The organism is Streptococcus sp. 9903 (genome assembly GCF_013276625.1).
Classification (GTDB): domain Bacteria; phylum Bacillota; class Bacilli; order Lactobacillales; family Streptococcaceae; genus Streptococcus.
Map to the genome: position 1 here is coordinate 1 of NZ_VMLI01000015.1, position 22,090 is coordinate 22,090.

Consider the following 22,090-nt stretch of genomic DNA (forward strand, 5'->3'; position numbering starts at 1 on the left):
TAGTTTGGGAATTTACCATAACATCCATAAAAACAGGCTTTCTCTAAAAGAAAATGAGCGTAGCAATGACCAATACAAGATCTCGGAAAATATGACCATAAAAGGAAACTTCCTTTTTAACAGAATTTGGGACAAGATAGGCTGCAAAAAACAAACCCAGTCCAATATAAATCAGAAGAGAGACAATGGTCATTGGATTTCTTAAGAAAAGAAGTGTTGCTAAAATAGTCACCAACACTGTCTTTTTTCTATCTAGCATAGCAAGCAAATCGCGCATGTATTTTTTCAAGGGTAAAAAAATCAGCAAATCTAGTCCAAATAGGAAAAAGAAGGATGGCAATAAAAAGTCAACTAATTCTTGCTGCAGCGTATTTTTAATGAACAAGTTATCTGACAAGACAAGAACAGCTCCTAACAAATTAATTAAGAGCAAGATACTGTAAAAAAGCTTCACTGACTGCTTACTGGCTAGGACACTATGGACCTCTTGCTTACGGGTATAAAGATAATTTACTCCAGCACAGATTCCTGAAACAAAGACCATACTTCCGATGAAAAAAGCTGTACTTTGTTTAAAGGACAAGATGCATTCCTTCCATAGGAAACAGCTACTCAAACTGATTTGAATTAAAGCTAACAAAAATAAGATTCTCATTGATTTCATCTTTTCTCTCCCTTCCTACCAATCATTATACTAGGAGAAAAGAGAGAACTGTTTCTAATCTTCTCAAATGTCTTTTTAAGACGCTAAACAAACACCAGAGACTAATACTCAATGAAAATCAAAGAGCAAACTAGGAAGCTAGCCACAGGTTGCTCAAAACACTGTTTTGAGGTTGCAGGTAGAGCTGACGTGGTTTGAAGAGATTTTGGAAGAATATAAACTTGAAATAAGGCTGATAGTATTCATTTCACTATCAGCCTTACAGGTTATTTAACGTTTCAGAAAAACTATAATGTCAAGATTAACTAAACAGTACCTAATTCCTTCAAATAATTTTCTATCTTCATCAACATTAAAGGATTGTTATAAATCTTACATAACTCTCTTGCTTCTATATAATAATTTTTGACTTGTTCTTTGTCTAGAAATTTGGCTCCAGCATTTCCTACAAGAATAAGTAGAGGAGCCAGTTGGTAGCTTGTCTGTCTTTGTTTACAGAGTTCAATCGTCTCAAGAGCTTCTTGGATGGCTTCATTATATTTTTCCTTTGATACTAGGTAGTGAGCGTAGTTGTAACGAACTCTGATGTAGCCAAATAAAAACTCTTGATGCTCAAAATTTTTTGTCTGATATAACTCCATCAAATGAGAGTAGTTTGCCTCATATTCTTGTTCACGACCCACTAAGGAATAGAAATTAGATAGAGTATTCAACGCCTTTAAATAAATCAGAGTATTTGAGGAGACTTTTAATAATATATTTTCCAATGAAGAAATAGCCTCACACTTACTGTCATATTGATAGAAGTCAATAATAGCTTTAATCCATTCAAGGTAAGTTCGGTCTTCTAGTGTTAGAAAAGTACTTCGTTCAATCTCTATTCTGTAAATATATTCCAAATTGTCATAATTTCTGTCATCTAATAGTCGAGCAGATAATTGCTTGAAATTAGAGAGATTAGATTTAATTTCAATTTGTTCATTAAAAAAATAATCTAATGGCACTTCAAGTCGTTGTGAGAGTTTGAACAAAAGGTCTGCGGAGGGAATGAAATGCCCTCTCTCAATTTTACTAATCTGGCTTTGTTCACAAATTCCTTCTGCAAGAGTTTGTTGGGAGAGTCTCAACTCTTTTCTTTTCAATCTGAATTTCTCTGCGAGTGTATTCATTAAAGATAATAAACCTTCCTATTTGCTTAATTTCATTATAAAATTTTTAGTTCAAAATAGCAAGTTAAAGAAATAAATAATTCTCTACGGTAATAATAAGAAAAAAAATTCAAAATGCAATAAAAACACTTGGCTAAATAAAATATATCTGTTAAAATAAGGATAACGAAAAAGAAAAGGGTTTCACGAATGAAAAAATCGTGGAATTCAAAAATTAGCTATATTAGCATTACTAGGTGTTTTTACGTTTAGTAACACAATTCCTTACCAACAGTTATTCAGAAGGATAAACGATTGGAGATTCGAGTCCAATCACAAAAGAAGTCCAATGGTCTTGATGTTGGGAAGACTGATTGATTTCGTATTACTTTAAAATTCAACTATTTAGAGAAAGGTATTCTGATGAGAGCTTGTAACAATACCAGATAGATATAAGAATGGAGATGTTTGATAAAATGCTTTCATAGCTAACCAACTGTTGAAAATTATGAGTTACAAAATCTAAAGTATTTAAGATTGGTTTATAAAATTAGGTCTCTGTCTGTAGAAAGGAACGTGCAGTTAGAAAGGAGGAAAAAATAGGATACTATAATTCAGACTGAGATTTCTAATTAAAATATGTAGTTGCATTTCGCTCATTTTCATAATATTTCATTCAGAGGAGGAATAATATGTTAAAATTTTGATGCGGGATGGTAAAGAATAATTGAAGAAGATTCTTTTATCAATAGTTTAGTAAGCTTGTTAGTTTATAGAGGTCAGGGGTATTTCTGCCCTCCGTTTTAGAATAAGGAATGCACTATGAAAAAATTATTTATACTCATATCCAACCTCCTTGCTAGTTTGTTCTTTGTTTGGGTATTTACCATTTGGACTGATACATATGTCTCCTATTATTACCCCAACGTTGTTGTACGTGATTCTTCCCCTGAAACAACTTTTCAGCATGTTGCTACACGCTTGGAAAAACTAGCAGAAGAAACGGATAGCTTTATTGCGATTCAACACCAGGATATTAACTCAGAAGGTACTCCAGTGTTTTCTTATACGACCTTTGGGAACGGAAAGTTGCCTGATGGGCTACAGGAAAAAAATCTAGAAGATGCTCAAAGTAGTAGTGTTGAAACAAACTATTTTGTATTCGATGGAAACCTAGATATTCACTTGCTAAGGGAGGAGCTAAGTCAACTTGGCTTGACTAACATGCACCTGATAATTCCATCTAAACTATCTACGTTAATGGCTATCTTTAGTAACGGATTTCAGTTAATCGGTTTATTAATTTTCATCTTAACCTTTGGAGCACTGACTTTAATTAGTCAAATTAGCCAATTACGGTCGTCGGGCATTCGCCTCATTTCAGGAGAGAAACGGTGGTCCATTTTCCTTAGACCAGTTGGTGAGGATTTGAAAGGGATAGCTGTTGGTTTCAGTTTAGCTGGCGTGCTCGCCATTCTTATGCAAAAAATTCTGTCGCTTCCAACGCAATCCCTAATGACCATAGGAGAAGGCTTGCTCAGTTATAATCTCATCTTGTTGTCGATCTCCCTGTTTTTCGCTCAACTCTTCGCAGTTGGAATAAAAAAGATACACCTGATGCAGATTATAAAAGGGCAAGTGCCTGTCAGAGGAATCATTAGTTTGATTTTAATTGGTCAACTATTAGCGATTATTATTGTAACGCTGGGAATAGGGAGTAGCTTAAAGTATTCCCAAGCCTGGCAACAGCATCGGATTGGACAAGAGGCTTGGAGCCAGGAAAGGCAACTGATTACCCTATCATTCAGCCGTGAAGGAGCGGGTCCTGGTTTTGATGAACAAGCTCAAAGGAAACTCAGAACTTGGTATCAATTGATGGATTTGGCTGTTTCAGAAAAAAAGGCTTTCTTATCTAGACACCAGTTAATTGACCGTTCTTTGCAAAATGGCATGGCTTCCTCCAAAAACTTGACAACCTCTACAGAATGGCACGATTACAGCCCGAATGGCAATGTCCTTATCGTCACACCGCAATACTTGGAGCGTCAAAACATTCCTGTAGATACAACTATTGAGCAAAAGATGAATCACCTTGATGTAGGGGAGTTTGTCTTATTGCTGCCTGAACACCTCCGTTCAGAGGAAGAACATTATAAATCTGTTTTTGAAGACGACTTAACCAGTCGCATGTCTAGTCGAGATGAACGACAGCAAATGACTGCTACGGTAGGTTATTTGGAATCAGGTCAGGATCGTTTTGTGTATAATACGACCCCTATTTCTTACCAGCAGTTTTTGAAAGATCCAATCATCATTGTTATAACACCCCAATCAACTGGTCCACAGTCCATTTTGTTTTGGGTAGACGCAGTACAGAACTACGTTCTCTTTAATCAATTGTCTGATGCCCAGGAGCTTATCCAGAGACAAGGCATTGAAAATTGGGTCTCAGAAATGCAAACAGGTTACCACAACTACATCACATTATTGGATAATATCCAGAGGGAACGTTGGGTAATGCTAGCAGGAGCTGTGCTTGGGATTGCAACTTCAATCTTGTTGTTTAACACTATGAATAGGCTCTACTTTGAAGAATTTAGACGTGCCATTTTTATCAAACGCATTGCAGGTCTCAGGTTCTTAGAAATCCATCGCACTTATCTCTTTGCTCAACTGGGTGTGTTTTTACTGGGATTTGTTGCGAGTGTATTTCTTATGGTAGAGATAGTAGTTGCTTTCTTAGTCTCGTTACTCTTTACTGGTCTATCTCTTTTACAGTTACATGTCCAAATGCGGAAAGAAAACAAGATGTCCATGCTTGTTTTGAAGGGAGGTTAATATGATTGAACTTAAACAGGTGAGTAAATCTTTTGGAGAACGAGAGTTATTTTCGAATCTTTCAATGACATTTGAGGCTGGAAAAGTCTATGCCTTAATTGGTTCAAGTGGTAGCGGAAAAACAACCTTGATGAACATGATTGGGAAATTAGAATCTTATGATGGGACGATTTTTTACCGAGGTAAAGACTTGGCCAATTATAAATCGAGTGATTTTTTCCGTCACGAATTGGGCTACCTCTTCCAGAACTTTGGCTTAATTGAAAACCAAAGTATTGAAGAAAACCTTAAGCTAGGTCTCATTGGTCAAAAGTTGAGTCGGGCGGAACGGCGGTTGAGGCAGAAGCAGGCTTTAGAACAGGTCGGCCTGGATTATCTTGACCTAGATAAGCGCATCTTTGAGTTATCGGGCGGAGAATCGCAACGGGTTGCCTTGGCAAAAGTTATCTTAAAGAATCCACCCTTTATTCTGGCAGATGAGCCAACAGCTTCAATAGATCCAGCAACCTCTCAGTTGATTATGGAGATTTTGCTATCTCTTCGAGATGATAATAGGCTAATCATTATCGCAACACATAATCCGGCAATTTGGGAGATGGCTGATGAAGTGTTCACGATGGATCGTCTGAAATAAAAATCCTTGTTTTTAATTGCACGATGAGTTACTGAAATATTATCATGAATCAATAATTGGAGTTAATTTAGAATTGTACTTTATTAATATTGAGGTAACTTTTTCTTGATAAAGGAAGAAATAGTGGAGAGGAAGTTAGAATGAAAAAATTCGACAATTATATTATTGAGAAGCCTTGCGATTCTAATTCAGATAAACTGCAAAAATCTTAATAATTGAAAGTTTGGTAGATGATATTTTGCAATTTTCTCTCAGAATCAATAATAGTGTAGGAGAGATTTTCCTCCTACAACCGTTTCAAAAGAAAACTATCTTTATTCCATGTTATTTTGAGGAAGATATTGTGAAAGTCAAAGATGATGATAAAGTTGAGTGGGATTTGTTAGAATTTCAAAAATTTAGAGCATTTTTGGCTTAGTAATCTGTGTTGAAGGCTCAAAACCTATGGTAAAAAAGTAGCTTTGAAAACGTATTGCCTCCAAAGATTTAGTTAAATAATGATTTAACACAAAAAGAAATTATTGAAGTTCTGGAAAGATGTTGTTTCAGTATTGAGAAAAGGTGGGAAAAACTTGCGATTTTCACAGAGAAAGGAAGAAAAAGTATAGAAATATAGTCAATTGAAACAAGAACAGGACAAAAGAACCTTTTGTGCCATATTTTTCTCCTTTCGCTTTACAATTGACTTGAACACCTTTATTGTATCGCGTTTGGAGTTTTTTGGGTATAACCTTCGACGCGCACCCGCATAGCGGGTGTTTTTTTGTCTCGCACCTAACGGAGCGAGACGAACTAATAGTCACTTAATCAAAAAACGCACCATATCAAAAACTAAAAAATTTGATATTATGCGTCATGTCTTAAACTAATTGACTATACTTTCTATTCAAATGAGCTTTTAACCAATTGATTGAGCCAATCCACTCTTAAAACCAAAGAGCAATTTCTCGCTTAGCTGACTCTTCTGAATCTGAACCATGTACAACATTTTGGATAACCTCATTTTCTCCAGCAGCTTTTGCAAAATCACCTCGAATCGTTCCTGGTAAAGCTTCTTCTGGACGAGTCGCCCCCATCATAGTCCGCCACGTTTCAATTACTTTGGGACCAGAAATGATGCCCACAAGAACCGGTCCTGAAGTCATAAATTCACGAATCGGTGGGTAAAAACTTTGACCAACCAAGTCCTGATAGTGCTGGTCAATCAACTCTTCTGAAACCTTTGTACGCAACTCCAATTTTTAGATTGTAAATCCACGTTGTTCGATGCGTTTCAACACTTCACCAACTAGCCCTCTTTTTACACCGTCTGGTTTGATGATAAAAAATGTTTGTTCCATACCTGTCTCCTTTGTCAGCTTCTTTCTTTTATACTCTTCGAAAATCTCTTCAAACTACGTCAACTCTATCTGCAACCTCAAAGCAGTGCTTTGAGCAACCTGCGGCTAGTTTCCTAGTTTGCTCTTTGATTTTCATTGAGTACTATTTTACCACATTTCATGGAAAAATGGAGAAAGTTTTCAGAAAAGAGAAAGAGAACCCGAAGGCTCTCTCATTCTCTTTTATTCTACTGTTTCTTCCACAGTTTCAACGGCAGCATCCACAACTACTTCTGTTGTTTCTTCATTTCCTTCTTCCTCTACTGGAGGGTTAAGGTATTCTTCTTCGTTGATAGCATGTGGTTCAAGGTTACGGTAACGGGCCATACCAGTACCTGCTGGGATGATCTTACCGATGATAACATTTTCTTTAAGTCCAAGGAGATGGTCTTTCTTACCGCGGATAGCTGCGTCAGTAAGGACACGAGTTGTTTCCTGAAAGGAAGCCGCTGACAAGAAACTGTTGGTTTCAAGTGATGCTTTGGTAATTCCCATAAGAACTGGGCGACCTGTCGCTGGAACTCCACCTGCGATAAGGACATCTTTGTTGGCATCTGTAAAGTCATTGATATCCATGAGGGTACCCATGAGAAGATCTGTGTCACCTGGATCCATGACACGGACTTTACGGATCATTTGACGAACCATTACCTCGATGTGTTTGTCACCGATTTCTACCCCTTGGCTACGGTAAACTTTTTGTACTTCACCGAGAAGGTAAGTTTCAACTGACAAGACATCGCGAACTGCAAGGAGACGTTTGGGTTGGATAGAACCTTCTGTAAGAGCAGCACCACGCGCTACTTGGTCTCCAACTTCAACACGCATACGAGCTGTAAATGGAACGACGTATTCACCTTCGCCAGTTTCACCCTTAACAAAGACTTTCTTAGTACGAGTTGATGCATCTTCTTCGATAGCTGTAACCTGTCCTTTAACCTCTGTGATAACCGCTTCCCCTTTAGGATTGCGAGCTTCAAAGATTTCTTGGACACGAGGAAGACCCTGAGTGATGTCGGTATTTGAGGCAACCCCACCCGTGTGGAAGGTACGCATTGTAAGCTGTGTACCAGGTTCCCCGATAGATTGGGCAGCGATTGTACCAACTGCTTCACCAACTTCAACCGCATCACCAGTCGCCAAGTTGATACCGTAACAGTGACGGCAGACACCGTGACGAGTGTTACATGTAAATACGGAACGGATAGTTACTTCTTCTACACCAGCATTGACAATTTCACGCGCCTTGTCTTCTGTAATCAACTCATTTGGACCGATAATCACTGCACCAGTTTCTGGATGTTTAACAGTTTTCTTAGTGTAACGACCATTGAGACGCTCTTCGAGTGACTCGATCATTTCTTTTCCTTCTGCGATAGAGCGGATCAAGAGACCACGATCTGTTCCACAGTCGTCCTCACGGATGATAACGTCTTGGGCAACGTCAACCAAACGACGAGTCAAGTAACCTGAGTCGGCTGTCTTAAGGGCCGTATCGGTCATACCTTTACGGGCACCGTGAGTTGAGAAGAACATTTCGAGTACTGACAAACCTTCACGGAAGTTTGAAAGGATTGGTAATTCCATGATGCGTCCGTTCGGAGCAGCCATCAGACCACGCATACCGGCAAGCTGTGAGAAGTTTGAGATATTACCGCGGGCTCCAGAGTCCATCATCATAACGATTGGGTTCTTAGGATCTTGGTTGGCAATCAAGCGTTTCTCAAGTTTTTCACGGGCAGCACGCCATTCAGCTGTAACAGCATTGTAACGCTCGTCGTCTGTGATCATACCACGACGGAATTGTTTGGTGATTTGTTCTACACGTTTGTGTGATTCTTCAATGATTTCAGCCTTGTCGTCAACGACTGGGATATCGGCAATACCCACTGTCAATCCTGCAAGAGTTGAGTGGTGGTAACCGAGGTTCTTCATGCGGTCAAGTAGGGCAGAAGTTTCTGTCGTACGGAAACGTTTGAAGATTTCAGCGATGATATTTCCAAGATTTTTCTTTTTGAATGGAGGGTTAAGTTCAAGATTGCTGATAGCTTCCTTGATATCTCCACCAAGTGGCAAGAAGTATTTAGCTGGAACGCCTTCTGTCAAGTTGGCATTGTTTGGTTCTTGCAAGTATGGTAGACCCTCTGGCATGATGTCGTTGAAGAGGATTTTACCAACTGTTGTAAGCAAGACCTTGTGTTTTTGCTCTTCTGTCCAAGGTTTGTTGAGGCTATCTGTTGCGATACCAACACGTGAGTGAAGGTGAACATAACCATTACGGTAAGCCATAACCGCTTCGTCACGGTCTTTGAAGACCATTCCTTCGCCTTCACGACCAGCTTCTTCCATGGTCAAATAGTAGTTACCCAAAACCATGTCCTGAGATGGAGTAACAACTGGTTTACCATCTTTCGGGTTCAAGATATGCTCAGCAGCGAGCATCAAGATACGAGCTTCTGCTTGAGCTTCTTCTGAAAGCGGTACGTGGATGGCCATTTGGTCCCCGTCAAAGTCGGCATTGTAGGCTTCACAGACAAGCGGGTGCAAGCGAAGGGCCTTACCATCAATCAAGACTGGCTCGAAGGCTTGGATCCCCAAACGGTGAAGGGTCGGTGCGCGGTTCAAAAGTACTGGGTGTTCTTTGATCACTTCTTCAAGGATATCCCAGATACGCTCATCTCCGCGTTCTACCAAGCGTTTAGCCGCTTTGACGTTTTGCACGATATCACGGGCAACGATTTCACGCATCACGAATGGTTTAAAGAGCTCGATCGCCATTTCACGTGGCACACCACATTGGTACATCTTAAGAGTTGGACCAACGGCGATAACGGAACGTCCTGAGAAGTCAACACGTTTACCGAGCAAGTTTTGACGGAAGCGTCCTTGTTTACCTTTAAGCATGTGGCTCAATGATTTCAGTGGACGGCTACCTGGTCCTGTGATTGGACGACCACGACGACCATTGTCAATCAAAGCGTCAACCGCTTCTTGAAGCATACGCTTCTCATTTTGAACGATGATACCAGGCGCATTCAACTCAAGTAAACGAGCCAAACGGTTGTTACGGTTGATAACACGGCGGTAAAGGTCATTCAAGTCAGATGAGGCAAAACGGCCACCATCCAACTGCAACATTGGACGAAGATCTGGTGGAATAACTGGAAGGATGTTGAGAATCATCCATTCAGGTTTGTTTCCAGACTTGTAAAAGGCATCCAAAACATCCAAACGACGGATGGCTTTGACACGTTTTTGTCCAGTAGCTGTTTTCAATTCTTCTTTGAGTTCAGCAATTTCTTTTTCAAGATCTACTTGTTTTAAAAGGTCTTGGATGGCTTCGGCACCCATCTTGGCAACGAATGATCCATAACCATACTCACGCAAACGCTCACGGTATTCGCGTTCTGTCATGATAGACTTGTGTTCAAGTGGTGTATCCTTGGGATCAATCACCACATAAGCCGCAAAGTAGATAACTTCCTCGAGGGCACGAGGGCTCATATCAAGGGTCAAGCCCATACGGCTTGGAATCCCCTTGAAGTACCAGATATGAGATACAGGAGCTTTCAACTCGATGTGCCCCATACGCTCACGACGAACTTTCGTACGCGTTACTTCAACCCCACAACGGTCACAAACAATCCCTCTGTAACGAATGCGTTTGTACTTACCACAAGCACATTCCCAGTCTTTTGTAGGACCAAAGATAACTTCATCAAAGAGTCCTTCACGTTCTGGTTTCAAGGTACGGTAATTGATTGTTTCAGGTTTTTTGACTTCTCCATAAGACCATGAACGGACTTTGCTTGGAGAAGCTAGGGTGATTTGCATACTTTTAAAACGATTTACATCAACCACTATTTCTTCCCTTTCTATTCTAAGTGAACTGCTTATTCTTGTTCAGCAGCTTCTTCTGTTGCTTCCGCTTTTGTTGCTTTCTCAGCTTCTTCAGCTTCAAAGGCTGCTTTAGCCTCTTGTGCTGCTTTTTCGCGGGCTTTTTCAAGGTCATCTACGTGGATGACATCTTCGTCCATTCCTTCATCCAAGTCACGAAGTTCCACTTCTTGGTCATCTTCGTCTAGGACACGCATGTCAAGACCAAGAGATTGCAATTCTTTGACAAGAACTCGGAAGGATTCTGGAACACCTGGTTTTGGAATTGGTTTTCCTTTTGTAATAGCTTCATAAGCTTTCAAACGTCCGTTAATATCGTCAGACTTGTAAGTCAAGATTTCTTGAAGGACATTTGACGCACCGTAAGCTTCAAGAGCCCAAACCTCCATCTCACCGAAACGTTGTCCACCAAACTGAGCTTTACCTCCGAGTGGTTGTTGGGTAACAGTTGAGTAAGGTCCGACTGAACGTGCGTGCAATTTATCATCAACCATGTGGTGGAGTTTGATCATGTACATGACTCCGACAGAAACACGGTTATCAAACGGTTCCCCAGTACGTCCATCGTAAAGGATTGTTTTGGCATCGCTATCCATACCAGCTTCTTTAACAGTTGACCAAAGGTCTTCAGAACTTGCTCCGTCAAAGACTGGTGTTGCAATGTGGATACCAAGAGTACGAGCCGCCATACCAAGGTGGAGCTCCATAACCTGACCGATATTCATACGTGATGGCACCCCAAGGGGGTTCAACATGATATCGACTGGAGTTCCGTCTGGAAGGTAAGGCATGTCTTCTACAGGAACGATACGAGAGACAACCCCTTTATTTCCGTGACGTCCGGCCATCTTATCTCCGACCTTGATCTTACGTTTTTGAGCAATGTAGACGCGAACCAGCATGTTGACACCTGATTGCAACTCATCTCCATTTGCACGTGTAAAGATTTTAACATCACGAACGACACCATCGGCACCGTGTGGTACACGAAGAGAAGTGTCGCGCACTTCACGAGACTTGTCTCCGAAAATAGCGTGCAAGAGACGTTCTTCAGCTGAAAGGTCTTTCTCACCCTTAGGTGTTACTTTACCTACAAGGATATCACCTTCTTTAACCTCAGCACCGATACGGATAATACCCATTTCGTCAAGGTCTTTAAGAGCGTCTTCCCCAACATTTGGAATTTCACGAGTAATTTCTTCAGGTCCAAGCTTTGTATCGCGTGTTTCTGATTCGTATTCTTCAAGGTGGACAGATGTGTAGACATCGTCTTTCACCAAGCGTTCGCTCATGATAACAGCATCCTCGAAGTTGTAACCTTCCCAAGTCATGTAGGCAACGATTGGGTTTTGTCCAAGCGCCATTTCTCCATTTTCCATAGAAGGTCCGTCAGCAATGAAATCGCCTTTTTCAACGACATCGCCAACTTTTACAAGAGTACGTTGGTTGTAGGCAGTACCTGAGTTTGAACGACGGAATTTTTGGATGTGGTAAACGTCCAATGAACCATCTTCACGACGAACTTCTACCTTGTCAGCATCTGCGTAAGTAACTTTACCATCATACTGAGCAATCACAGCCGCTCCAGAGTCGTGGGCTGCTTGGTATTCCATACCAGTACCAACGTAAGGTGCTTGAGGATTGATCAATGGCACAGCCTGACGTTGCATGTTGGCTCCCATGAGGGCACGGTTGGAGTCATCGTTTTCCAAGAAAGGAATACATGCCGTCGCAACGGCAACTACCTGTTTTGGTGATACGTCCATATAGTCAACAACATTAGCTGGATACTCTTGGTTGACCCCTTGGTGACGTCCCATGACAACTTTCTCAGCGAAGGTTCCATCTTCATTCAGACGAGAATTAGCCTGAGCCACAGTATATTCATCTTCTTCATCGGCTGTCAACCAAACGATTTCGTTCGTAACAACGCCTGTTTCACGGTCAACCTTACGGTATGGTGTTTGAACAAAACCATACTTGTTCAAATGTCCGTAAGATGACAAGTTGTTAATCAAACCGATGTTAGGTCCTTCAGGTGTCTCGATTGGACACATACGGCCGTAGTGAGTGTAGTGCACGTCACGTACTTCATATCCAGCACGGTCACGTGTCAAACCACCAGGTCCTAAGGCTGACAAACGGCGTTTGTGAGACAACTCAGAAAGTGGGTTGTGTTGGTCCATGAACTGTGACAACTGTGATGAACCAAAGAATTCTTTAACCGCAGCTGTTACAGGACGGATATTGATAATTTGTTGTGGTGTCAAGACTTCATTATCCTGAACAGACATACGTTCACGGACATTACGTTCCATACGAGAAAGTCCAAGGCGTACTTGGTTGGCAAGCAATTCCCCAACCGCACGAATACGACGGTTTCCAAGGTGGTCGATATCATCTACACGGCCAAGTCCTTCAGCCAAGTTGAGGAAGTAGCTCATCTCAGCAAGGATATCTGCAGGAGTCACCGTACGAACCTTGTCATCTGGATTGGCATTACCGATGATTGTTACGACACGGTCTGGATCCGTTGGTGCAACAACCTTGAACTTTTGAAGAACAACTGGCTCAGTCACAACCGCTGCATCATTTGGAATGTAGACAATCTTGTTCAAGTCGCCATCCAAATGGCTTTCAATGCTTTCAATCACACTACGAGTCATGATTGTACCAGCTTCTACCAAGATTTCTCCAGTTTCAGGGTCTACCAATGGCTCTGCAATGGTTTGATTAAGCAAACGTGTTTTAACATTGAGTTTTTTATTGATCTTGTAACGACCAACTGCTGCTAAGTCATAGCGACGTGGGTCAAAGAAACGAGCTACAAGTAAGCTACGTGAGCTTTCAGCAGTCTTAGGCTCACCTGGACGAAGGCGTTCGTAGATTTCTTTCAAAGCTTCGTCTGTACGAGAGTCCATTGGGTTCTTATGAATATCTTTTTCAACAGTGTTGCGAACCAATTCGCTGTCACCAAAGATATCAAAGATTTCATCATCTCCTGAAAAACCAAGCGCACGAACCAAGGTTGTAAATGGAATCTTACGAGTACGATCGATACGAGTGTAGGCGATATCTTTTGAGTCGCTTTCAAGTTCCAACCAAGCTCCACGGTTAGGGATAACCGTTGAACCGTAGCCCACTTTACCGTTCTTATCAACTTTATCGTTAAAGTAAACACCTGGTGAACGGACCAACTGAGATACGATGATACGCTCACCACCATTGATGATGAAAGTACCCATTTCTGTCATGATTGGGAAATCACCAAAGAAAACTTCTTGGGTCTTGATTTCGCCTGTTTCTTTATTGATTAAGCGGAAGGTTACAAAAATTGGTGCTGAATAGCTAGCATCGTGGATACGAGCTTCTTCTAGCGTGTATTTTGGTTCCTTGATTTCATATCCAACAAATTCCAACTCCATTGTGTCTGTGAAGTTTGAAATTGGCAATACATCTTCAAACACTTCCTTAAGACCATGGTCTAGGAAATCTTTGAATGAGTCAGTTTGAATTTCAATCAAATTTGGTAAGTCAAGAACTTCTTTGATTCTTGAAAAACTACGACGGGTACGATGTTTCCCGTATTGAACGTCATGTCCTGCCAAGATGATTCTCCTTTGTAAATAAGTTCCAAGCCTTGTCAATCAGGCTTTTCTAATCGTCATATGGTTTTAAAAACCCCTATCACCGTGTCCCTTTGATAAATTTTCAGAATCTTTAAGTCTTTGTTACAAGCACTCAAAATCCTGAAAAAAAGCACAAAAAGAGCAGCTAAATCTGACTTTTTCAGAAGATTTAACTGCTGTGAGCCTTGTCTGGACAATATTTCAGACAAAACCTACGACAAATGATTACTCATATTATACCCTATTTAGCTAGATTTTTCAAGGGGATTCAGTAGGTTTTTGGTAATTTTTTTCCATAGAAAACTTGGCATCACATTCGAATCACACTATGGTACAAAAAACTGAAAAAGCTATTGACTGAAAATCATTTTCAAGGTATAATAAGAAACGTTAAGGCGGTATAGCCAAGTGGTAAGGCACGGCTCTGCAAAAGCTTGATCGTCGGTTCAAATCCGTCTACCGCCTTCTATAACCTGATTTATCAGGTTTCAAATGAACAGAAAGCCCAATTTGCAGGGCTTTTTTATTTTTTTCTTCGGATAAATACGGATAATTTTAAAAAACTTTTGGGGCAAAGTTCTTTCCATGACATAATTCCCTCATGAAATCAACTGAAAAAAGCTTCGTCACGTATGGTGACAAAAGCCTCTAGTTTACTCTGTTTCTTCTTCTATTTCGACTTCTGTGATCTGGACTTTTACCTTGGTAACACGTCCATTTTTCACTTTATCATTGGTTAAGATAAGTTGTTTGTTTTGGCTGACCAATTCATAGCTGAGTTTCTCAGTCGTTGGAATGGTTCCAATTCCTGTCAAATAATAACCAGCGATGGTATCAACGTCATCACTTTCCAGTTCAACATCAAAGTAATTATTGAAATCATTGAGGGTCATAGTTCCTTGAACAATGTAGGTATCCTCACCAATCTGATGAACATCTATTGCTGCTTTGTCCGTTTCATCATCAATTTCACCAACAATTTCCTCTAAGAGGTCTTCCAAAGTCACCAAACCAGCCATCCCACCGTATTCATCCAGCAAGATTGCCATTTGTCTTTGGGTATTTCGCAATTCTTTTAGCAAGTCATCCACAAAAATAGTTTCAGGTACAAAAAGTGGATCTTGTAAGATTTTCTTCCAAACAATATTATCAAAACCGTCCACAAAACCAGCCTTAAGGAGACTCTTGGTGTGAATGATGCCAATCACGTTATCCTTATCCCCATCATAAACCGGGATACGAGAATAATTTTGTTTTAAAATACTTTGGATAATGGCTTGACTATCATCCTGAATATCCACCATAAAGGCATCCGTTCGAGGAACCATAACCTCTCGTGCCATCAGTTCATCGAGCGAAAAGACACCTTGTAGCATCTCAATCTCATCAGCATCCAATGTTTCTTCACTATTTGTCAACATATAGGCAATTTCATCACGGGTCATCTTTTCATCCGCATCATCGAATGACATAGGAGTCAAACGACTCAAGAAATTGGTCGAAGCAGCTAAAAGCCAAACAAAAGGACTGACTAGTTTTCCGATCCCAATGATAACCGGCGCTGTACGAATGGCCAAGGCATCCTTTAGATTAAGAGCGATTCTCTTAGGATATAATTCCCCAAAAACGATGGAAATATAGGTCAAAAATGCCAAGGATAGAAAAGTTGCCACGGCTTGTGCTGTTTCGCCATTCCCAAGCCAAGAGGCAATCACACGTCCTAGAGTATCAGCTAAACTCGCCCCTGATAAGATTGTAATTAGGGTGATTCCTACCTGAATGGTTGATAAAAAGTGGTTAGGATTTTCTAGTACCTTCAGCAGGCGGATGTAGCGTCTGTCTCCTTCTTCCGCCTTTTGTTCAACTCGGGCACGATTAAGAGAAACCATGGCCATTTCTGTGGCTGAGAAAAAGGCATTTAATACCGTCAAGATAAACAATAAAACAAATTGTAGCAACAAATTCTGACTACTTGGGTCTTCCATAGTTCTTCTCCTAAAATAGTATCTTGTCACTTATTATATCACAAAAATTAGCTCAGTACATATTATTTTTTCTCAGTGTCTATTCTAGTTCTACTTAAATTGTCCAAAAAAGAACCCCTACATCCACAAGTGACATAGGAGTTTATTTTGTATTTTACTGAGTAACAGTGACTTCTCCAGTTCGGTAATCCAGTTGAAGCCCCTTTTGAACATTGGGAACTAGAACATTGAATTCCAATTCTCCGTCTGAAGACTTGGCTTCAATCTGTGAAGCTGAAGGAACTAAATCCTCGTTCGAAGCGTAGTAAAGGGTTACACGGTAACGGACACGCTTGTTTTGGTCTAAGGCTTTACGCACCTTACTTTCATAGTAGTTTTGACCAGTCGAATCCTCGGCTTGTGCCTGATTTGCCCATGCTGTCTGAACAGCAATATTTTTGGGATTGCTTGTTGAGGCATCAAAACCATCCAAACCACCGATTAAGGCATAGCCTAACAAGTGACCTCTATCGACCGCATGGGTATAAGTACCCTTTAGATTCTTAACCTGATGCCAGCCTGGAGGAGTCCAAGAAGTTGAACCATTCCCAGTTTCTTCACGATTCTTGTACTGACGAGTGGCCTTAGACAAGAGGGCATTAGCTACGATTGGCACTGTTTCCTTGCCCACTGTCTTTGTTTTATTATCAGCGTAGGGCTTACTTGAAATCTTAGCATTTAGATTTGTTTTATTACCATTGACGATAAAAGCACCCGATCCATTCCACTCCAGACTCCCTTTTATTTGACTCTTGACTGCATCTGTTAAGACACTTTCTGCCAATTCTTGACCAGGCGCGTCTGGTGATTGACTTTTCTGACTCATTTTTGTCTTAGCAGCCTGATTGCCTAGTTCAGTCTGCTTAATATAATAGCTCCCCGCAGATAAGAGCAATAACACTAGCAAACCAATCAGTGTCTGTCTTGTTTTTTTGTTCATATTTCTCCTTATCTTTAGAAAAAGGCTGGTCTCCCAGCCTAATTTCCTGTAAATTTATGAATCAATTCCTGCCATTTTGCTGGAGACAGGATAGCCCATGGATCTTGACCCTTGCCCAAGATTCCATAACCGACCATTAGACCGATTCCTAGAGCCAGAGCACCTAAAACCAGTACCAAAATGACTAGAAGTAAACGCTTGATTACATAACTTGATTTCTTATTCATCTTCATCATTTGCCTCAATCCGCTGAATCTTAGCACCTAGCTGCGCCAACTTCTCATGGAAACGGTAATAACCTCTATCCAAGTGAACCAATTTACCGACAACGGTTTCTCCTTGCGCTACCAAACCTGTCAAAATCAAGGCTGCGCTGGCACGAAGGTCAGTAGAAAGAACTTCTGCCCCCTGCAAAGGTTGACCACCAACAATACGAGCTGTATCACGGATAATCTCAGAATGCAAGCCCATGCGGCGCATCTCTTCTAGGTGTTGGAAACGATTTTCGAAAACTGTCTCCACCATAGTTGATTCCCCTTTTGCGACGGTCATCAAGGCTGTAAATTGAGCCTGCATATCTGTTGGAAATCCTGGGTGGGGCAAGGTTTTCACATGGACAGCTTTTAGATTTTCTAGTTGAGAGCGAACGCGAATGCCTTCAGTTTCCTCCGTCACTTCCACTCCCATTTCAAGCAATTTGGCAATCAAGGGACGGTTGTGCTCCCAAACAGCGTCTCGAATCAAGACATCACCACCAGTCATGGCAGCAGCTACCATAAAGGTTCCGGCTTCGATACGGTCTTGGACTACATTGTGAGTCGTACCATGAAGTTTCTCAACACCGGTAATAGTAATAGTCTCTGTACCAGCACCTTTGACCTTGGCTCCCATTTCATTAAGGAGAATGGCTAGGTCAACAATCTCAGGCTCACGCGCTGCATTTTCAATCACTGTCACCCCATCAGCTAGAGTCGCTGCCATCATCAAGTTCTGCGTAGCACCAACACTTGGAAAGTCCATATAGATATGGGCACCATGTAAGCGATCAGCCTTGGCTTCGATATAACCAGCTGTCTGACTAATCTTAGCCCCCATAGCTTCTAGACCTTTCAAATGAAGATCAATAGGGCGACTACCAATCGTACAACCACCTGGCATGGATACCTTGGCATGACCCACACGGGCAAGGATTGGCCCTAATACAACAATGGAGGCGCGCATCTTGCTGACATACTTATAAGGGGCTTCCTCAGTGATGTCGCCAGTAGCATCCACCTCAACAAGATGGGCTTCCTCATCAAAATCTACCTTGGCATTCAAACCACCAACTACCTGATTCATAATAAAGACATCCGACAAGATCGGTACATTCTGTAAGACTGTCTTTCCTTCACTTGCTAGAATAGTCGCTGCCAACAAGGGCAAGACTGCATTCTTTGCTCCTTCGATGGTTACACTTCCTACCAGACGATTATCGCCACCTTGAACCACAATTTTGTCCATACTCGTTTCCTTTACTCTTGATTTTATAATAGTCCTCTAAGCGCTTCTTGCCACAACTGATATAGGCTGATAAAGAAAGAACTCAGGATGTAGCCCATGACAATGCTAAAAAAGGCTACTAATAAACGAACTTTTCTTGTATTCTCATCTGTCACTTTTAAAACCTTTTCCCATCTAACAAGATCCTTTAAAAGGTAAAAACTCACATAGATAAAGAGCATGTGACTGCTTAGAGTGAATAATAATTGAACCATTTGACTATTATACCATCTTCTCTGTTTGCGCGCTAGTTTGGAAATTCCCCTCAAAATCTAGGGATTGTTTTTCAAGTAATCAATTGCATCTTGTAGGGTTTTAACAGGCACGATTTTCATATCTGTCTTGATTGTTTTGGCTGCTTCTAGGGCTGTTTGGTAGTTGTTTTTCGCGTCCGGATGCGCCTTTTGTTCTTCTTCGCCAACAGGGTTATCAGGAGCAAAGAAAATCGCAGCACCTTCTCTAGCCGAAGCTACAACTTTCTTATCAATACCTCCAATGTCCCCCACATTGCCATCGCGGTCAATGGTTCCTGTACCAGCAACGATACGGCCGTTACGAAGGCCTGGGTCAGCTATTTGAGTATAGATGGCCAGACTAAACATGAGACCAGCACTTGGACCGCCGATACCGGCTGTTGAAAAGCGAATTGGGACATCACTGGTCACTTCTGTACGGTCAATCAAACCGATTCCAATCCCATTTTTTCCGTTTTCCAAGGTGATAATCTTACCTTCTGCAGACTTGGTTTGCCCATCTTCTTCATAGGTGACCTTAACGGAGTCCCCTAGTTTTTGAGAATTGACGTAATCAATCAAATCTTTGGAACTGTCAAATGTCTGATCATTGACTGCTGTGACTGTATCAGAGATGTTGAGAATCCCTTTAAAGGTCGAATTATCCGTCACAGTCAAGACATAAACCCCAAGGTATTTAAGTTCGATATCCTTACCAGCTGTTTTTAGACCTTGATACTTGGCCATATTTTGTGATGTCTGCATGTAGAATTGATTGATACGCATAAATTCAACATCTGAAGAGCCACCTGTAGTCTCCTGGGCACTACGAATATCTGTAAAAGGCGTCAACCAAGCATAAATCATATGGGCTAAAGTAGCATGCTGAACACCAACCGTAACAAAGTGATAGGCCCCAGCTTCCTTATCTTCTGTATCATTGACCTTGAGGACTTGGCGAATATCTTCCGAACCACCTGGAACCTCTATATAATAAGGCAAGGGCACTACAAACGCCAAGAAAGTCACTATCAAGGCCGCAATGACATATAAGGGCCATCTAATCTTTTTTTTCATTTCTTAATTTCCTCCAAAATACTCTCAGGAACATAGCAGGCAACATCCTGACCAAACTTCAAAAGCTCTCGAACACCAGATGAACTGATATAGAGATGTTCAGGTCTGCTATGTAAATAAATGGTCTCTATATTAGGAGACAGCTGATGGTTGTAGTAATCAAAACTGGCTTCATATTGCAAATCCGCTGCATTTCTCAAACCCCGCACTAGACAAGTAGCCCCCAGTCTTTTTGCGACATCGACCACCAATTCATCATGAGAAGACACGACTTCAACATTTTCCAAATGTTTCAAAGCCTTTTCTAGCCCTCGTTTACGATTTTCGATAGGGAGAAATCCTTGTTTGTGGGGATTAAAAAAAATACCCACATAGAGCTTATCAAAAAGTCTGCTCGCCCGTTCAATCATATCCAGATGCCCATTTGTCATCGGATCAAATGAGCCTGTGAATAAGCCAATCTTATCTGACATAGACTGTCACCTTACTAATTCCATAAATTTTTTCCTTCCAGATGCCCAGGCAGGCAATTTCTTCTGGAAGCTCAACGGCCTTATCCGTCTCACACACGACCATGACATCTTCAGAAAAAAGTTCTCTCTCAGCCATTTTTTCAATATCTGCTACGATTTGTTCCTTGGCATAAGGAGGATCTAAGAAAATGAGGTCAAATTCCCCAGATACCTGTTCCAATGCCCTTTCTGCATCCATCTTGAGGAGTTGAAATTTTCCAACTTCCTTGGTCATCTGAATATTTTCAGCTACGATAGCCTGAGCCTTACGGTCTCGTTCCACCAAAACAGCGCTGGACATGCCACGCGATACTGCCTCGATAGATAAACCACCACTACCTGCATAAAGGTCCAAGACTCGTCCCCCTTCAAAGTAGGGACCAATCATGTTAAAAATAGCTCCCCTAACCTTATCCGAAGTTGGTCTTGTCGTCTTACCTTCTAGTGTCTTGAGGGGACGTCCCCCATAGATTCCTGATACGATTTTCATACCGTTTATTATACCAAATTATGAGCGAAAAGAGAAAGAAAACCGAACCTTGCGGTTCGATTCTCTATAAAATATTTTCGTAAGTATCACGGACTTCTTGAGGCCAAACACTTGTTTGCACTTCTCCGATATGTTTCTTGCGAAGTAAGAACATGGCCATCCGAGATTGTCCAATTCCTCCACCGATTGTCAATGGGAATAGACCATTCAACAAAGCCTTGTGCCATTCCAATTCCAAGCGGTCTTCATCACCTGTAATTTCTACCTGACGGCGAAGGGTTTCTTCATCTACACGGATTCCCATAGAAGACAGCTCAAAGGCTCCACCTAGAGATTCATTCCAGACAAGAATATCACCATTTAGACCCTTGTAGCCATTTTCAGACTCACTTGTCCAGTCATCGTAGTCTGGTGCACGTCCATCATGCGGTTTACCGTCTGGCAACTCGCCACCGATACCGATCAAAAAGACGGCTCCAAATTCTTTACAGATAGCATTTTCACGTTCTTTCGGTGTCAAGTCTGGGTAGCGTTCTACCAACTCTTCTGTGTGGATAAAAGTGATTTGTTTTGGCAAGATTGACTCGATGTCATAGCGAGCTTCAACAGCTAGTTCTGTCAAACGAATGGCCTTGTAAATCTTCTCAACTGTTTCTTTTAGATAAGCAATGTTGCGTTTACCATTTGGGATAACCTTCTCCCAGTCCCACTGGTCAACATAAACAGAGTGAGTCGCATCAAGCGAATCTTCGTCTGGACGAAGAGCCTTCATGTGGACGAAAAGACCTTCCCCTTCACCGAAACCAAAGCGAGCCAAGGTATGGCGTTTCCATTTGGCAAGGGAGTGCACCACTTCATAAGTAGCATCAGGGATTTGGAGAACCTTGACCGATACGGCATTCTCCACACCTGATAAGTTGTCCTGCATCCCGTCACCGACCCTGCTCAAGATAGGACCTTGAACTTCGACAACTTCTAACTTATCTTTCAAATACTGGGTAAAAGTGTTTTTGACAAAGGAAATTTCTTCTTGTTGATGGATAAAACTTTTCTTCATAAACTACTCCTCAAAAATTAGTTAAA

The 22,090-nt window shown here is 41.3% G+C and carries 15 protein-coding genes, 1 tRNA gene and 3 pseudogenes; 5 read left to right on the plus strand and 14 right to left on the minus strand.

Features of this window, described 5'->3' with window-relative positions:
• Positions 1-43: 43 nt before the first annotated feature.
• Together HT696_RS06880 and HT696_RS06885 are read right to left on the minus strand one after the other, a co-directional pair.
• Positions 44-664 (minus strand): hypothetical protein, encoded by a 621-nt coding sequence (locus tag HT696_RS06880; protein WP_049532500.1) that lies wholly within the window; start codon positions 662-664, stop codon positions 44-46.
• 305 nt (positions 665-969) lie between these two features.
• Positions 970-1,833: a helix-turn-helix transcriptional regulator gene (locus tag HT696_RS06885; protein WP_173283469.1), complete on the minus strand. Its 864-nt coding sequence runs from the start codon at positions 1,831-1,833 to the stop codon at positions 970-972.
• Positions 1,834-2,038: 205 nt separating this feature from the next.
• Between HT696_RS06885 and HT696_RS10855 the strand changes: the two are divergent.
• From HT696_RS10855 to HT696_RS10760, 4 genes and pseudogenes are all read left to right on the plus strand, one after another.
• Positions 2,039-2,190: pseudogene (locus tag HT696_RS10855) on the plus strand (PhrA family quorum-sensing system peptide).
• A gap of 444 nt (positions 2,191-2,634) precedes the next feature.
• Positions 2,635-4,650, plus strand: a complete 2,016-nt coding sequence (locus HT696_RS06890) for a DUF1430 domain-containing protein (protein ID WP_173283470.1) — start codon at positions 2,635-2,637, stop codon at positions 4,648-4,650.
• 1 nt (position 4,651) lies between these two features.
• Positions 4,652-5,284: an ABC transporter ATP-binding protein gene (locus HT696_RS06895; RefSeq protein WP_000571431.1), complete on the plus strand. Its 633-nt coding sequence runs from the start codon at positions 4,652-4,654 to the stop codon at positions 5,282-5,284.
• A 140-nt stretch (positions 5,285-5,424) separates the two neighbouring features.
• Positions 5,425-5,582 (plus strand): annotated as a pseudogene (locus tag HT696_RS10760) (competence protein ComA); the annotation flags it as partial.
• 628 nt (positions 5,583-6,210) lie between these two features.
• Here the strand turns inward: HT696_RS10760 and ndk are convergent.
• The 3 genes and pseudogenes from ndk to rpoB all read right to left on the minus strand — a co-directional run bounded on the left by ndk (position 6,211) and on the right by rpoB (position 14,168).
• Positions 6,211-6,624: pseudogene (ndk, locus tag HT696_RS06905) on the minus strand (nucleoside-diphosphate kinase).
• A 222-nt stretch (positions 6,625-6,846) separates the two neighbouring features.
• Complete coding sequence (rpoC, locus tag HT696_RS06910; RefSeq protein WP_000228745.1) at positions 6,847-10,524, minus strand: DNA-directed RNA polymerase subunit beta'; 3,678 nt, start codon at positions 10,522-10,524, stop codon at positions 6,847-6,849.
• A gap of 32 nt (positions 10,525-10,556) precedes the next feature.
• Entirely contained in the window at positions 10,557-14,168 is a 3,612-nt protein-coding gene (rpoB, locus tag HT696_RS06915) for a DNA-directed RNA polymerase subunit beta (protein WP_173282559.1), read from the minus strand.
• A 415-nt stretch (positions 14,169-14,583) separates the two neighbouring features.
• On the opposite strand from rpoB, the gene HT696_RS06920 reads away from it, so the two are divergent.
• A tRNA-Cys gene (locus tag HT696_RS06920) sits at positions 14,584-14,654 on the plus strand.
• 188 nt (positions 14,655-14,842) lie between these two features.
• Here HT696_RS06920 and HT696_RS06925 read toward each other — a convergent pair.
• The 9 genes from HT696_RS06925 to asnA all read right to left on the minus strand — a co-directional run bounded on the left by HT696_RS06925 (position 14,843) and on the right by asnA (position 22,064).
• Positions 14,843-16,174 (minus strand): hemolysin family protein, encoded by a 1,332-nt coding sequence (locus HT696_RS06925; RefSeq protein ID WP_173283471.1) that lies wholly within the window; start codon positions 16,172-16,174, stop codon positions 14,843-14,845.
• Between the two features lie 154 nt (positions 16,175-16,328).
• Positions 16,329-17,153: a DNA/RNA non-specific endonuclease gene (locus HT696_RS06930; protein WP_173283472.1), complete on the minus strand. Its 825-nt coding sequence runs from the start codon at positions 17,151-17,153 to the stop codon at positions 16,329-16,331.
• Between the two features lie 38 nt (positions 17,154-17,191).
• Positions 17,192-17,380 carry a DNA-directed RNA polymerase subunit beta gene (locus HT696_RS06935; protein ID WP_166727520.1) on the minus strand — a complete coding sequence of 63 codons (189 nt, stop codon included), beginning with the start codon at positions 17,378-17,380 and terminating at the stop codon, positions 17,192-17,194.
• Entirely contained in the window at positions 17,373-18,656 is a 1,284-nt protein-coding gene (gene murA, locus HT696_RS06940; protein WP_173283473.1) for a UDP-N-acetylglucosamine 1-carboxyvinyltransferase, read from the minus strand. The genes HT696_RS06935 and murA overlap by 8 nt, the downstream gene beginning before the upstream one ends.
• A 23-nt stretch (positions 18,657-18,679) precedes the next feature.
• Positions 18,680-18,910 (minus strand): DUF1146 family protein, encoded by a 231-nt coding sequence (locus tag HT696_RS06945; RefSeq protein ID WP_014017351.1) that lies wholly within the window; start codon positions 18,908-18,910, stop codon positions 18,680-18,682.
• 57 nt (positions 18,911-18,967) lie between these two features.
• Positions 18,968-20,005 (minus strand): SepM family pheromone-processing serine protease, encoded by a 1,038-nt coding sequence (locus HT696_RS06950; protein WP_173282554.1) that lies wholly within the window; start codon positions 20,003-20,005, stop codon positions 18,968-18,970.
• Positions 20,002-20,478 carry a pantetheine-phosphate adenylyltransferase gene (gene coaD, locus HT696_RS06955; protein WP_173282553.1) on the minus strand — a complete coding sequence of 159 codons (477 nt, stop codon included), beginning with the start codon at positions 20,476-20,478 and terminating at the stop codon, positions 20,002-20,004. Before coaD ends, HT696_RS06950 begins: the two co-directional genes overlap by 4 nt.
• A complete protein-coding gene (rsmD, locus tag HT696_RS06960) occupies positions 20,468-21,007 on the minus strand; it encodes a 16S rRNA (guanine(966)-N(2))-methyltransferase RsmD (protein WP_000706954.1) in 540 nt (179 codons plus the stop codon). The genes coaD and rsmD overlap by 11 nt, the downstream gene beginning before the upstream one ends.
• A gap of 64 nt (positions 21,008-21,071) precedes the next feature.
• Positions 21,072-22,064 (minus strand): aspartate--ammonia ligase, encoded by a 993-nt coding sequence (gene asnA, locus HT696_RS06965; RefSeq protein ID WP_000748005.1) that lies wholly within the window; start codon positions 22,062-22,064, stop codon positions 21,072-21,074.
• Positions 22,065-22,090 lie beyond the last annotated feature (26 nt).